This is a genomic window from Streptomyces sp. NPDC059897 (assembly GCF_042730865.1).
Lineage (GTDB): Bacteria > Actinomycetota > Actinomycetes > Streptomycetales > Streptomycetaceae > Streptomyces.
The window spans coordinates 82,953-95,248 of sequence record NZ_JBHWKQ010000001.1 but is presented as its reverse complement, the minus strand read 5'-3'; the positions used below and the strand labels follow the sequence as shown (position 1 = coordinate 95,248).

General features: G+C 72.1%; 15 protein-coding genes. 6 read left to right on the top strand and 9 right to left on the bottom strand.

Features of this window, described 5'->3' with window-relative positions; translation table 11 throughout:
• Positions 1-864: an Fpg/Nei family DNA glycosylase gene (locus ACFV9W_RS00480; protein WP_385753745.1), complete on the top strand. Its 864-nt coding sequence runs from the start codon at positions 1-3 to the stop codon at positions 862-864.
• A 4-nt stretch (positions 865-868) separates the two neighbouring features.
• Here the strand turns inward: ACFV9W_RS00480 and ACFV9W_RS00475 are convergent, their stop codons facing one another.
• On the bottom strand, positions 869-1,525 hold the full coding sequence (locus ACFV9W_RS00475) for a zf-HC2 domain-containing protein (RefSeq protein ID WP_385753741.1): 657 nt from the start codon (positions 1,523-1,525) through the stop codon (positions 869-871).
• 79 nt (positions 1,526-1,604) lie between these two features.
• Between ACFV9W_RS00475 and ACFV9W_RS00470 the strand changes: the two genes are divergently transcribed.
• The 4 genes from ACFV9W_RS00470 (at position 1,605) to ACFV9W_RS00455 (ending at position 5,584) form a co-directional block, all read left to right on the top strand.
• Positions 1,605-2,339, top strand: coding sequence for a LytR/AlgR family response regulator transcription factor (locus ACFV9W_RS00470; RefSeq protein WP_385753739.1), 735 nt, complete (start codon positions 1,605-1,607; stop codon positions 2,337-2,339).
• Positions 2,340-2,490: 151 nt separating this feature from the next.
• Positions 2,491-2,832 (top strand): hypothetical protein, encoded by a 342-nt coding sequence (locus tag ACFV9W_RS00465; protein ID WP_385754859.1) that lies wholly within the window; start codon positions 2,491-2,493, stop codon positions 2,830-2,832.
• Complete coding sequence (locus tag ACFV9W_RS00460) at positions 2,829-4,394, top strand: cation acetate symporter (protein ID WP_385753737.1); 1,566 nt, start codon at positions 2,829-2,831, stop codon at positions 4,392-4,394. Before ACFV9W_RS00465 ends, ACFV9W_RS00460 begins: the two co-directional genes overlap by 4 nt.
• On the top strand, positions 4,391-5,584 hold the full coding sequence (locus ACFV9W_RS00455; protein ID WP_385753734.1) for a sensor histidine kinase: 1,194 nt from the start codon (positions 4,391-4,393) through the stop codon (positions 5,582-5,584). The genes ACFV9W_RS00460 and ACFV9W_RS00455 overlap by 4 nt, the downstream gene beginning before the upstream one ends.
• Before the next feature lie 15 nt (positions 5,585-5,599).
• Here ACFV9W_RS00455 and ACFV9W_RS00450 read toward each other — a convergent pair whose 3' ends face one another.
• The 4 genes from ACFV9W_RS00450 to ACFV9W_RS00435 all read right to left on the bottom strand — a co-directional run bounded on the left by ACFV9W_RS00450 (position 5,600) and on the right by ACFV9W_RS00435 (position 8,937).
• Positions 5,600-6,121, bottom strand: a complete 522-nt coding sequence (locus ACFV9W_RS00450) for a hypothetical protein (RefSeq protein ID WP_385753731.1) — start codon at positions 6,119-6,121, stop codon at positions 5,600-5,602.
• Between the two features lie 147 nt (positions 6,122-6,268).
• Positions 6,269-6,814, bottom strand: coding sequence for a sigma-70 family RNA polymerase sigma factor (locus ACFV9W_RS00445; protein ID WP_385753729.1), 546 nt, complete (start codon positions 6,812-6,814; stop codon positions 6,269-6,271).
• Between the two features lie 129 nt (positions 6,815-6,943).
• The gene (locus ACFV9W_RS00440; RefSeq protein ID WP_385753726.1) at positions 6,944-8,365 is read right to left on the bottom strand and encodes an amino acid permease; all 1,422 of its coding nucleotides are present in this window, start codon (positions 8,363-8,365) and stop codon (positions 6,944-6,946) included.
• A 110-nt stretch (positions 8,366-8,475) separates the two neighbouring features.
• Entirely contained in the window at positions 8,476-8,937 is a 462-nt protein-coding gene (locus ACFV9W_RS00435; protein ID WP_385753724.1) for a universal stress protein, read from the bottom strand.
• A gap of 99 nt (positions 8,938-9,036) precedes the next feature.
• On the opposite strand from ACFV9W_RS00435, the gene ACFV9W_RS00430 reads away from it, so the two are divergent.
• Positions 9,037-9,861: a polysaccharide deacetylase family protein gene (locus ACFV9W_RS00430; RefSeq protein ID WP_385753722.1), complete on the top strand. Its 825-nt coding sequence runs from the start codon at positions 9,037-9,039 to the stop codon at positions 9,859-9,861.
• A gap of 25 nt (positions 9,862-9,886) precedes the next feature.
• Here the strand turns inward: ACFV9W_RS00430 and ACFV9W_RS00425 are convergent, their stop codons facing one another.
• From ACFV9W_RS00425 to ACFV9W_RS00410, 4 genes are all read right to left on the bottom strand, one after another.
• Positions 9,887-10,546 carry a class F sortase gene (locus tag ACFV9W_RS00425; RefSeq protein WP_385753720.1) on the bottom strand — a complete coding sequence of 220 codons (660 nt, stop codon included), beginning with the start codon at positions 10,544-10,546 and terminating at the stop codon, positions 9,887-9,889.
• Between the two features lie 18 nt (positions 10,547-10,564).
• Complete coding sequence (locus ACFV9W_RS00420; protein WP_385753717.1) at positions 10,565-11,065, bottom strand: hypothetical protein; 501 nt, start codon at positions 11,063-11,065, stop codon at positions 10,565-10,567.
• Positions 11,066-11,206: 141 nt separating this feature from the next.
• Positions 11,207-11,461, bottom strand: a complete 255-nt coding sequence (locus ACFV9W_RS00415) for a hypothetical protein (protein ID WP_385753715.1) — start codon at positions 11,459-11,461, stop codon at positions 11,207-11,209.
• Between the two features lie 46 nt (positions 11,462-11,507).
• Positions 11,508-12,269, bottom strand: coding sequence for a DUF4239 domain-containing protein (locus tag ACFV9W_RS00410; RefSeq protein WP_385753712.1), 762 nt, complete (start codon positions 12,267-12,269; stop codon positions 11,508-11,510).
• Positions 12,270-12,296 lie beyond the last annotated feature (27 nt).

Below are 12,296 nucleotides of genomic sequence, written 5' to 3'. Positions count from 1 at the left end.
ATGCCGGAGCTCCCCGAGGTCGAAGCGCTCAAGGACTTCCTCACCGAGCGCCTGGTGGGCCACGACATCGTGCGCGTCCTGCCGGTCGCGGTGAGCGTCCTGAAGACGTACGACCCTCCGCTCACCGCCCTGGAGGGCCGCACGGTCACGTCCGTGGCACGGCACGGCAAATTCCTCGACCTGCACACCGCGGACGGCCCCCACCTGGTCACGCACCTGGCCCGCGCGGGCTGGCTGCACTGGAAGGACCGGCTCCCCGACGGCCCGCCCAAACCGGGCAAGGGACCCCTCGCCCTGCGCGTCGCCCTGGAGACCGGCGAGGGCTTCGACCTCACCGAGGCCGGCACCACGAAGAAGCTCGCCGTGTACGTCGTCCGGGACCCCGGCGAAGTGCCGGGCATCGCCCGCCTCGGCCCCGACCCGCTGGCGGACGACTTCGACGAGACGGCGTTCGCCCGCCTCCTGGAGGGGGAGCGACGCCAGATCAAAGGCGCGCTGCGCGACCAGTCGCTCATCGCGGGCATCGGCAACGCCTACAGCGACGAGATCCTGCACGCCGCCCGCATGTCCCCCTTCAAACCGACGTCCAAGCTGAACGCCGACGACGTGCACACCCTGTACGAGGCGATGCGCACGACGCTGACCGAAGCCGTCGAACGCTCGCGCGGGCTCGCCGCCGGAAAGCTCAAGGCCGAGAAGAAGAGCGGCCTGCGCGTGCACGGCCGGGCCGGGGAGGCGTGCCCCGTGTGCGGGGACACCGTGCGCGAGGTCAGCTTCAGCGACAGCTCGCTGCAGTACTGCCCGACCTGCCAGACGGGCGGCAAGCCACTCGCGGACCGGCGGATGTCGCGGCTGCTGAAGTAGCCGGTCACCGTAAGGGGAGCGTCAGCAGCGGTACCCCGTCCGCCGCCCGCACCTCGAACCGCGCGAGATCCGCGGGCCGCGCCGCCGCCCCGCCGTCCAGCGCCACCGGGTCCCCGCGCACGGTCCACGTCGCCACCGTCTGCTCCGAGCCGTCCCGGCCCACCGCGACCAGCTCGCACACCCGGGGCCCGCCCGAGTCCCGTACGTCCAGGCCCACTTGGGTGCCCCAGTCCCGGTCGTCCGCGGTCACGGTCGCCGCCACACCGGTCGCGGCATCGTGCCCGCTCACGGTCGCCGTGTGCCCGGGAGGACCGGCACCGGCCCCGGTCAGCAGCGCGACACCCTGCCCCGCCGCGGCGAGCACCAGCACCGCCGCGACGGCCGCGCCCCACAGCCGGCGCCGCGCCCTGCGGTGCAGCGCCCCGAGCCGGTCCACGGCCCGGTCGAGAAGCGTCGGGGCCGGTCGCGCCAGCACCTCCACGCACGGCGGCGTCGCCCGCGCGTACAGCGCCAGCGCCCCCGTCGTGGGCGCCAGTTCACCGACCAGGGACGCACACGCGGCGCACTCGGGCAGATGATCCTCGAAGCGGAAGCGTTCCGCGGGGTCGAGAACCCCCAGCGCATAGGCGCCTACGTCGCGATGCCGTTCCAGGGACCACATGCCTTCCTCCGTCTGTCGCCCACCGGTACGCAGGAGGCGGCTGATTCATTCAAGCGACCACGCGATTACACTCCGCCGCATGTTGCGCGTACTGGCCGTCGACGACGAGGAACCCGCCCTCGCCGAACTCCTGTACCTCCTGCGGGCCGACCCGCGCGTGCGCAGCGCCGAGGGCGCCACCGACGCCAACGAGGCGCTGCGCCGCATCGGCCGGGCCCTGGAGGGCGGCGACGGCGCGATCGACGTCCTCTTCCTCGACATCCAGATGGCGGGCCTCACCGGCCTCGACGTGGCGCGTCTCCTCGCCGGTTTCGCCCGCCCGCCGCTCGTCGTCTTCGTCACCGCGCACGAGGACTTCGCGGTCAAGGCCTTCGACCTGAAGGCCGTCGACTACGTCCTCAAACCGGTGCGCCGCGAGCGCCTCGCGGAGGCCGTCGGCCGGGTCACCGAACGCGTCGCGAGCAGCGCGCCACCGGCCACCGTCGCCGACCGCATCCCCGTCGAACTCGGCGGCATCACCCGCCTCGTGGCCGTCGCCGACATCACTTACGCCGAGGCCCAGGGCGACTACGCGCGCCTGCACACCCAGGACGGCGTCAGCCACCTGGTGCGGATACCGCTCAGCACCCTGGAGGAACGCTGGCAGGAACTCGGCTTCGTCCGCGTCCACCGCAGCCACCTCGTCGCCCTCCACCGCATCGACGAACTCCGCCTCGACGGCGCCGGAATGACGGTCCGGGTCGGCGAGGCGGAAATAGCGGTGAGCCGCAGACACGCGAGCCGGGTCCGAGAGCTGCTGATGCGCAGACCGTAGGCAAATGGAGCCCGCCTTTCGTACGAGAGCCCGCGGGGCCCGGGGCAGAGCCCCGCGACCGCAACCCCGTCCCACCGCGAGCAACCCCTTCCGCCGAGCCACCCGACCTGCCTAAACTCCGCCCGTGTCCGATCACCCCCAACGCGAAACCGTGACCGGCGAACCCCGCCAGGTCCCCGGCCCGGAGGGCCTCCGTACGCAGTGGGAGATCGACGAACAGACCACCCTCGGCGCCGCCTACGTCCGCTCCCTCATGCGCAGCCAACTCCGCGCCGGCATCACCGCGTTCATGCTCATGGCCGTCCCCGTCGCCGTCCTGCCCCTGTTCTTCGGCGCCCTGCGCAACGCACCCGTCCAATGGCTCGTCCTCGGCTTCGGCTGCTACCCGTTCCTCGTGCTGATCGCCTGGTGGTACGTGCGCCGCGCCGAGCGCAACGAACGTGACTTCGCCGACCTGGTGCGCGGCCGCCCGGCCGACCACGGAGCGCCGTGAACGAGGCGTACGCGATCCCTGCGGTGGCCGTCGTCGTCCTTGCCACCGTCCTCATCGGCGGCTTCGGCCTGCGCGTGTCCCGCACGACGTCCGACTTCTACGTGGCGTCCCGTACGGTCGGCCCCCGGCTCAACGCGGCGGCGATCAGCGGCGAGTACCTCTCGGCCGCCTCCTTCCTCGGCATCGCCGGGCTGCTCCTGATCCACGGCCCCGATATGCTCTGGTACTCGGTCGGCTACACGGCGGGCTATCTCGTCCTCCTGGTCTTCGTCGCCGCGCCCCTGCGCCGCTCCGGCGCGTACACGCTGCCCGACTTCGCCGAGGGGCGCCTCGAGTCCCGCCAGGTGCGGCGCGTGGTCAGTCTGTTCGTCGTCGGGGCGGGCTGGCTGTACCTGGTGCCCCAGCTCCAGGGCGCGGGGCTCACGCTGCAGATCCTGACCGGGGCGCCCCGCTGGTTCGGGGCGACGCTCGTCGCCACGGTCGTGGTGCTCGCGGTCGCGGCGGGCGGCATGCGCTCGATCACCTTCGTCCAGGCCTTCCAGTACTGGCTCAAGCTCACCGCCCTCCTGGTGCCCGCCTTCTTCCTCCTGCTGGCCTGGCACGGCAACGGCGCCCCGCCGCCGGAGGCCGCGAGCCTCGCCCCGCCGTCCGCCGGGGTCGGCGCGGGCCAGCCCCTCGCCACCAGCCGCGCCGACCACCCGCTCTACGCCACGTACGGCCTGATCATGGCCACGTTCCTGGGCACGATGGGCCTGCCGCACGTCGTCGTCCGCTTCTACACCAGCCCCAACGGCCGCGCGGCCCGCCGCACCACCGTCGTGGTCCTCGCCCTGATCGGCCTCTTCTACCTGCTGCCGCCCGTGTACGGCTGGCTGGGCCGCCTGTACGCGCCCGAACTCACCGCCACCCAGGACGCCGACGCCACCGTGCTGCTGCTGCCGGGGCGGGTCTTCGACGGGGTGGCGGGCGACCTCCTGGGCGCGCTGGTCGCGGGCGGCGCGTTCGCGGCATTCCTGTCCACCGCGTCGGGGCTGACGATGGCGGTCGCCGGAGTCGTCAGCCAGGACGTGCTCCAGGCACGCGGCGTACGGCACTTCCGGCTCGCCGTGCTGCTCGCGATCGTGATGCCGCTCGGCGGGGCGCTCCTGGTGGACGGGGTGCCGGTCGCCGACGCGGTCGGCATGGCGTTCGCGGTGTCGGCGTCCTCGTTCTGCCCGCTGCTCATCCTGGGCATCTGGTGGCGCCGCCTCACCCCACCGGGGGCGCTCGCGGGCCTGCTCCTCGGCGGCGGCTCGGCCCTCATGGCGGTGACGCTGACGGTCGCGGGGCCGGTCACCTCCGGCTGGCTGCACACGCTCCTCGCCTGGCCCGCCGTGTGGTCGGTGCCGGTCGGCTTCCTGGCGATGATCCTGGTGTCCCTGGCGACGCGGGACGCGATCCCGCCGCACACGACGGCGACGATGACGCGACTGCACCTCCCGGAATCGCTGAAGGCGTCCGCGCGAGGTCTCAAGCCGGCGCCACGCGCGCGTGCGGGGGAGACGGGAGGCGGTCCCGAGTGAGCGGCACCGTCACCGCGGCCCTCATCGCCCTGTGCCCGCTGCTGCTCGGCGCCGGGTTCCTGCTCGGGCGGCGCACCGCCCACCCCGACGGGCGCAGCGACGTCGGCACGCCCGTGGAGCGCGCCACCTTCGAGACCCTGCACACCGCCTCGCTCGCCGCCCCTGCACTGCGCGCGGGCCTCACCGAGGACACCGCCCGCAAGTCCGCCCGCCGCCTGCGCACGCTGCTCGGCACGGACGCCCTCGCCGTCACCAACCGCTCCACGGTCCTCGCCTGGGACGGGGCGGCCGAACACACCCACGCCGCGCACGTGATGGAGCGGGTGGAGCCGGTGCTCGCCGGGGGCCGCAGCGCCGCGTTCGGCTGCGGCTGCCCGAACGACGACTGCCTGCTGCGGTGGGCAGTCGCGGCGCCCGTGGTCGCGGACGGCCGGGTGCTCGGCGCCGTCGTCGCCTACGCGGCCCGCGAGTCCGCGGTGCTCGCCCGCGCCACCGACGAGGTCGCCCGCTGGGTCTCGGTTCAGCTCGAACTCGCCGAACTGGACCGCTCCCGCACCCGCCTCATCGAGGCGGAGATCAAGGCGCTGCGCGCGCAGATCTCGCCGCACTTCATCTTCAACTCCCTCGCGGCGATCGCCTCGTTCGTCCGCACCGACCCCGAGCGGGCCCGCGAACTCCTCCTGGAATTCGCCGACTTCACCCGCTACTCGTTCCGCCGCCACGGCGACTTCACCACGCTGGCCGACGAACTGCACTCCATCGACCAGTACCTGGCGCTGGTGCGCGCCCGCTTCGGCGACCGGCTCTCCGTCACCCTCCAGATCGCCCCGGAGGTCCTTCCGGTCACGCTGCCGTTCCTGTGCCTGCAGCCGCTCGTCGAGAACGCGGTCAAGCACGGTCTGGAGGGCGCCGTCACCCGCAGCCTCATCTCCATCCGCGCCACCGACGCGGGCGCCGAGGCCGAGGTCGTCATCGAGGACGACGGCGTCGGCATGAACCCCGCCGAACTCCGCGCGATCCTGCGCGGTGAGGGCGGCCACGGGCGCGGCATCGGCCTGTCGAACGTCGACGAACGCCTGCGCCAGGTCTTCGGCGACGCCTACGGCCTGGTGATCGAGACCGCGGAGGGCGCCGGCATGAAGATCACCATCCGTATCCCGAAGTACCGTGCGGGCGTGTACGCGCCGTAGGGACCGCGGCCCCGCTCAGAACAGGGAGATCGCCAAGTGGCCGAGCGGTAAACCCAGTTGCCACGCGGGCGTCCACACCTGCGGGCCGTCCTCCTCGTCCGGCACGGGCACCGCGTCCAGGTCGGGGGCGAGCAGCTCGGTCTCCTCCAGCCATCTCCACGCGGCCTCGGCGAGGAGCAGGTCGGGCGAGGGGCGCCGGGCCCGCGCGTCCTGGTCGAGCCGCTCCGAGAAGCGGTCCCGCACCCACGACTGCCACGGCTGGTCGTACGCCGTCAGCGACAGCCAGTTCTCCAGCTGGGACACGACGCGGATCCCGGACAGCTCGTCGCCCGCGTCGGACAGGAAGATCGTCAGCGCGAGCGCGTCACGGCCCGCCTTGAACTCGAAGGACGTGGGCGGCATCAGGTCGCCCGTGCGCAGCAACTCGTCCGCGATGTACTCCGCGTACAACCACGCCATGGGGACGACGAGTCCGTCGCCCGGCCCACTCTCGGCGCCGGACGTGCCGTCCGTGCCCTCATCGCTCCCGTACCGCATCGCCTTCCTGCCTTCCTCCGGTCCGTGTGCTGCTTCGGCCCCCGGACCCACCCGTCTCAACTCACCGGGGAGGACAGCGGATTACTCAACCGAGGAAAGGGGGTGCGGAGCAAGGCGCTTTACCGATGCTTGACCCGGCCTTCGGTTTCACCGCAGGTCGGATGCGTAACCCGGAAGGACACGGCGCAACGCCCGCAACGCGTAGTACGCACGGGACTTGACCGTACCCGGGGGGATGCCGAGGGTCTCTGCGGCCTCGGCCACACTAGCGCCCTTGAAGTAGACCTCGAGCAGAACCGCCCGGTGTTCGGGTGTGAGGGTCGCCACGGCGTCCCGGACATCGAGCGCGGCCGCCGAGCGCTCCGCGTGGTCCGCGCACACCCGGGCGTTCTCCAGGACCGCGTCGCCCACCTCCGCGGGCCGCGAAAGGCGTGCCCTGCGCGCGTCGATGGCGAGCCGCCGCCCGACCGTGAACAGCCAGGGCCGCACCGACTCGTAGCGCGGATCGAGCGCCTCGGGATGCTGCCAGGCGCGTACGTACGTCTCCTGGACCAGGTCCTCCGCGCGCTGGGCGTCACCGTCGCACAGGCGCAGCAGGAACGAGAACAGCGGACCGCCGTGCTCCCGCTGGACCTGGGCGAGGTCCTCCTCCGTCGTCGTGGGTGTCGTGAGCGCCGTCGTCATGGGCGTCATGGCAGCGCAGCCCGCCCCGCGCGCCCAGGGGACGCGCGGGGCTCTGCGGCGGACGGGGCGAAGCCCTCGACGAGCGGTGCGGTGAGCGGGACGGGCGGCGTCCCGCGGGCCAGTGCGGAATCAGCCGAATCAGTCGGAGGTGCGGGCCAATTCGGACTTCCTGTACGAGTAGGCGAAGTAGATGACCAGACCGACCAGGAACCACACGGCGAACCGCACCCACGTCTGCCACTGCAGGAACGTGATCAGCCAGATCGAGAAGACGATGCCGATCGCGGGCACGAACGGCATGGCGGGCGTGCGGAAGGTGCGCGGCAGCTCCGGCTGGCGGTAGCGCAGCACGATCACCGCGACGCAGACCACGACGAACGCCAGCAGGATGCCGATGTTGGTGAGTTCGGCCGCCTCCCCGATGGGCAGGAAGCCGGCGATGGCGGCGGAGCAGACGCCGACGATCCACGTCACACGGGTCGGCACGTGCCGCGTGGGATGGGTCTTCGCGAACCACTTCGGCAGCAGCCCGTCGCGCGACATCGCGAACCACACGCGCGTGACGCCCAGCATGAACGTGAACATCACGGTGAGGATGCCGATGATCGCGCCCACCGCGATCACGTCCGCGAGACCGCTGAGGCCCACCGACTTGAACGCGGTCGAGAAGCCGCTCTCCGGGTCGATGTCCTTGTAGTTCTGCATGCCGGTCAGGACCAGGCAGGCGAGGACGTACAGGACCATCGAGATGATCAGCGAGTAGATGATCGCCTTCGGCATGTGGCGCTGCGCGTCCTTCGACTCCTCGGCCGCCGTCGACATGGCGTCGTAGCCGAAGACCGCGAAGAAGACGGTGGCCGCGCCGGTGAAGGCGCCGCTGACGCCGAACGGGAAGAACGGCGTGTAGTTGTCCGAGTTGATGTGGAAGACGCCGACGCCGATGACGAGCAGCACGACGAGGACCTTGAGGATGACCACGAAGGTCTCGAAGCGGGCCGCGTTCTTCATGCCCATGTTCAGCAGCCACGCGATGAGCAGACACAGCGCGGCGGCGAACAGGTCGACCTTGTGACCGCTGCCGGTGCCCGGCGCGCCCAGCATCCAGCTGGGCAGGTCGACGCCCATCTCGCCCAGCAGGAAGCTGAAGTAGCCGGAGATCCCGATCGCGACGACCGCGACGATCGCCGTGTACTCCAGGAGCAGGTCCCAGCCGATCAGCCAGCCGACGAGCTCACCGAGCACGGCGTAGCCGTACGTGTACGCGGACCCGGCCTTCGGGATGAGCCCGGCGAACTCCGCGTACGACAGGGCCGCCGCCGCGCTCGCGACGCCCGCGATGAGGAACGAGATGAGGACCGCGGGCCCCGCCGTGCCGTTGGCGACCGTGCCGGCGAGGGTGAAGATGCCGGCGCCGATGATGCCGCCGACGCCGATCGCGGTCAGCTGCCACAGCCCGAGGGAGCGGGTGAGCTTCCCGCCGGACTCGGTGTCCTCGATCTGCTCGATGGGCTTGCGGCGCAGTACGCCCTGCCCTCTCGAGATGTTCGGGGGGACGGCCATGGGGACCTCACCTCTTCGCTGCTGCGACGACGGCTGACGGCCGATCATGATGCCCCTGTGACAGCGGGTTCGGAAGACAGCAGCGCCGTAGAGGCACCCACGGAATTGTTTTACGGGACGACCGTGACCGGCCAGCGGCCCGCCTTCACCAGGCGCACGGCGACCGAGCCGACGATGCGGTGGCCCGCCTGCTCCGACGCGCCGACCACCACCGCGTCCGCCTTCAGCTCGTCGGCGGCCGTGACCAGGCCGTTGAACGGGTCGCCGCGGAAGGTGTGGAACTCCCAGCGCACGTCGTATATGCCCTTGACCCGAGCGGCCGAGGCGCGGATCTCCTGGATGAGGCCCTCGGCGATCTCGTCGGTCGTCTCCGCGACCGGCACCCCGAGCGCGGCCCCGCCCGTCATCACGGGCTGTACGTAGACGACGGCGAGCAACGCGTGCTGTCTGCGGGCCAGGCCCCCCGCGTAGGCCGCCGCGCGGAACGAGGAATCGGAGCCGTCGACACCGACGACGATCACTTTCGGTCCGTCGGTGCCACGTTCGAACTGATGGGGCTGCTCTTCGGTCACGCGGCAGAGGTTAACGGAGAAGCCGCCGAACAGGTGCTTTCCCGCGTCCCATCCGGTGGTTCCGCGCGCGGCGCCCGCGTGCCGTGTCACGCATTAATCATGACAAAGCATCAGGACATCACGGGACGGCGGACGTTGCTGCGCGGCTTCACCGCCGTCGGCCTCGCCGCCCTCACCGGCTGCACGGGCACCGGCCGGCAGGGCGCCGCCCCGGCCCCCGCGGGCGGGGCCGCCCGCCCCGTACGCGAGCCGTCCACGTACCGGCTGCGCCCGCTGGCCGGACCCGGCGGCCCGCGCCGCGCCGCCCTGAAGGTGCGCAAGGCGCCCATCCTGAGGCTCGACACCGCACCCGGCGACCGCGCCATGGCGCTCACCTTCGACGACGGCCCCGACCCCGCGTACACGCCCGAGATCCTCCGGCTGCTGCGCGAGCACGACGTGCGCGCGACGTTCCTCGTGTGCGGGAACCGGGCGCGGGAGAGCCCCGACCTGCTGCGCAGAATGGCCGCCGAGGGGCATGTCATCGGCAACCACACCTGGACGCACCCGCTGCTCCTCAAGCTGGACAGGACGCGGATCCGCACCGAGATCGAGCGCACCAGCGAGCTCGTCGAGCGGACCGTCGGCGAGCCGCCGCTCTGGTTCCGGGCGCCCTACGGCGCGTGGAACCGCCATGTGTTCGAGCTGGGGACCGAACTCGGCATGGAACCGCTCGCCTGGACCGTGGACTCGCTCGACTGGGACAACCCCGGCACCCCCACGGTGATCTCCCGGGTCGTCGACCGCGCGGCGCCCGGCGTGATCGTCCTCAACCACGACGCGGGAGGCGACCGCTCCCAGACGCTCACCGCCGTACGCAGCTATCTGCCACGCCTGCTGGAGGCCGGGTACCGGCTGACGGTGCCGCGCCCCCACGGCGTGTGACAGGACACCGGGGACAGGTGCGAGGTCAGCGCGTCGACATCAGGCGTGCGAACGCCACGACGTTGCCCTCGTAGCCCCCGCGCTTCGAGAAGCGGCCGCCGCACGTGATGAGCCGCAGCTCCGGGGTGCCGTGCGAGCGGTAGACCTTGCGGCCCGGAAAGCGGGACTTGGCGAACACCTCGACGCCGTAGACCCGGAAGACGGCCGTCCTGCCGTCCCTGCGGCGGATCTCCACGTGGTGGCCCTCGCGCAGCGAGCCCAGTCCGTAGAAGACGGCGGGGCCGCGCGCGTTGTCGACGTGGCCGACGACGACAGCGGTGCCGCGCTCGCCGGGCGCCGCCGCGCCGGTGAACCAGCCCGCCAGGTTCGCCTCCTTCGGCGGCGGCGCGTCGATCCAGCCGTCCGCGTCGAGGCCGACCTCGGACACCGGGGCGTCGACCCGGATCGCCGGGATGCGGACCCGGTCGACCGGCGAGAACGGCAGCGGGCGGGCGGCCTTCGCCGCGGCCGCCTCCGGTGCGCGCCGTTCGTCGGACGCGGCGGACGCGGGCTGCGGCGGCCCCTCGTCGAACTCTCCCGAACCGCTGCGGACGAGGGCCAGCCCGGTGAGCAGCACCAGCGCCAGCACACCCCACGGGGCGCGCCGTCCCGGCCGTTCCTCGTCCGCGAAGCGCCAGTTCGACATGGGTGGCGGCGGGGCGGGTCAGGCGCTCTTGTCGCCGGTGCGGCGGCGCGCCACGACGTACGCGGTGCCGAGCGCGCCCGCGATCAGGGCGCCACCGAGGGCGACCTCCTGAAGGTCCAGCCCGCCGGCACTGCCGCCGATACCGGCCTTGACGCCCTGGGGGACGGGGCTGGGGGAGGAGTCGGGGCGGCCGGTGGCGATGGTGAGGTCGACCCTGCGGGGCTGGCCGCCGTCGCAGACGAACGTGACGGTGTAGGCGGCGCCCTGCTTCGCGTCCCAGTCGACCGGGACGGTGCGGGGGCCCTCGCCGGGCTTGATCCAGACGGAGTCGAAGATCCCGGCCGTCACCTCGGTCTTCCCCGTGCAGCCGCTGGCCGACAGGGTCACCTTGCCGCCCGCGGCGATCGTGGTGGGGGAGATGCTGGGCCTGAAGCCGTCCTCGGCGACGGCCGACGGCGCGGTCAGGGTCAGCGCGGCGAGCGAGAGAGCGGCGGCGGATGCGGCACGTATCGCGTGCATGGGGTTCCTCCGGGGTTCACGAGGAGCGGCAGCGGACCGGTTCCGCGCGCGGGGGACAGCCACCTCGATGCCCGACACGCTAGGGACGCCCCCGTACGGCCGCGATCCGTGTCGTACGAACGGGGCATCCGTGTGGGCCGGTCAGGTGGCGTCCGGGCCGTGCTGATGCTCCGTCGGGCCGCCGGTGTGCCACACGTGCGGGCCCGCGCCGCGCCACTCCACGAGGTGCGGATCGTCGAGCGTCACGTCCGACTCGCCGAACCCGGCGCGGCGCAGCAGTTCGGTCAGGTCCGTGTCGCTGTGCGCCAGGCCGAGCGCCTGTCCGCGTACGGAGACATGCCGCCCACCCGCCGGTGCGGGCGGGTGGACGACGATCGGGGCGTGCCATCGGGTCATGCACCACAGAGTGCGGCGCGCCGGGGCGGGCCGCAGCACGAATCGGTCAATGGGCGCCCGGGAACAGCGTCAGGAACGGATCCGCGGTGGCCGCGACGCCCCGGCTGTACGGCGCGTCGAGATCCCAGATCAGGAACAGCAGGAACGCGATGAGGGACGAGAAGAGCCCGGCGAGGACCAGCTCGCGCGCGGTGCGCCTGATCTGCAGCGCGAAGATCATGCCGATGGTGACCAGGGCGCCGATGGTCAGTCCGAACCAGACGACGCCCGGCATCGTGGCGCTCGTCGAGTCCTCGCGGGCGCCGCGCGCCTCGTCGGCGGCCGTCACCTGGTCGAGCAGCGGCTGATAGGCCTGCGCCTGGAAGTCGTTCTTCGGTTCGAAGTCCGTGACGTCCTCGCGCACCTTCTTCAGCAGCGAGTCGCCCTTGGCGGTCAGCTCGCTCTTGTCGCGCATCGAGTCCCACTCGGTGGTGACGACATGGCTGACATACCTGTCGACATCCGCGCGGATGTCGTCCCGGATCTCCGCCGGGTAGACCCGGACGCGTTCATGGACCTCGTGCAGCGCCTGTGCCTCTTTGCGTACGTGGTCCTCGGCGGCGTTGCGGCCCTCCCAGACGCCCGCGATGGCGAGGCCGAGGACGATCGCGTAGACCACGCCGATCATCATCGTCATGTACTCGATGACGTCGGGAGTCTCGGACGGGTCGTCGTCCTCGCCGATCCTGCGCTGCTGCAGGACCTGGACGACGAGGACGACGCCGCAGACCGCGAGCATCGCGAGGGCGAGAACAAGCCATTCCGACATCGAAAGCTCCACATGGGTTCAACAGGA

Bases quoted from the DNA above. Each gene is read 5' to 3' on its own strand.
- ACFV9W_RS00470 (WP_385753739.1), top strand. From the start codon at position 1,605: ATGTTGCGCGTACTGGCCGTCGACGACGAGGAACCCGCCCTCGCCGAA.
- ACFV9W_RS00480 (WP_385753745.1), top strand. From the start codon at position 1: ATGCCGGAGCTCCCCGAGGTCGAAGCGCTCAAGGACTTCCTCACCGAG.
- ACFV9W_RS00410 (WP_385753712.1), bottom strand. From the start codon at position 12,269: ATGTCGGAATGGCTTGTTCTCGCCCTCGCGATGCTCGCGGTCTGCGGC.
- ACFV9W_RS00475 (WP_385753741.1), bottom strand. From the start codon at position 1,525: ATGTGGTCCCTGGAACGGCATCGCGACGTAGGCGCCTATGCGCTGGGG.
- ACFV9W_RS00420 (WP_385753717.1), bottom strand. From the start codon at position 11,065: ATGCACGCGATACGTGCCGCATCCGCCGCCGCTCTCTCGCTCGCCGCG.
- ACFV9W_RS00450 (WP_385753731.1), bottom strand. From the start codon at position 6,121: ATGCGGTACGGGAGCGATGAGGGCACGGACGGCACGTCCGGCGCCGAG.
- ACFV9W_RS00425 (WP_385753720.1), bottom strand. From the start codon at position 10,546: ATGTCGAACTGGCGCTTCGCGGACGAGGAACGGCCGGGACGGCGCGCC.
- ACFV9W_RS00430 (WP_385753722.1), top strand. From the start codon at position 9,037: ATGACAAAGCATCAGGACATCACGGGACGGCGGACGTTGCTGCGCGGC.
- ACFV9W_RS00415 (WP_385753715.1), bottom strand. From the start codon at position 11,461: ATGACCCGATGGCACGCCCCGATCGTCGTCCACCCGCCCGCACCGGCG.
- ACFV9W_RS00445 (WP_385753729.1), bottom strand. From the start codon at position 6,814: ATGACGCCCATGACGACGGCGCTCACGACACCCACGACGACGGAGGAG.
- ACFV9W_RS00440 (WP_385753726.1), bottom strand. From the start codon at position 8,365: ATGGCCGTCCCCCCGAACATCTCGAGAGGGCAGGGCGTACTGCGCCGC.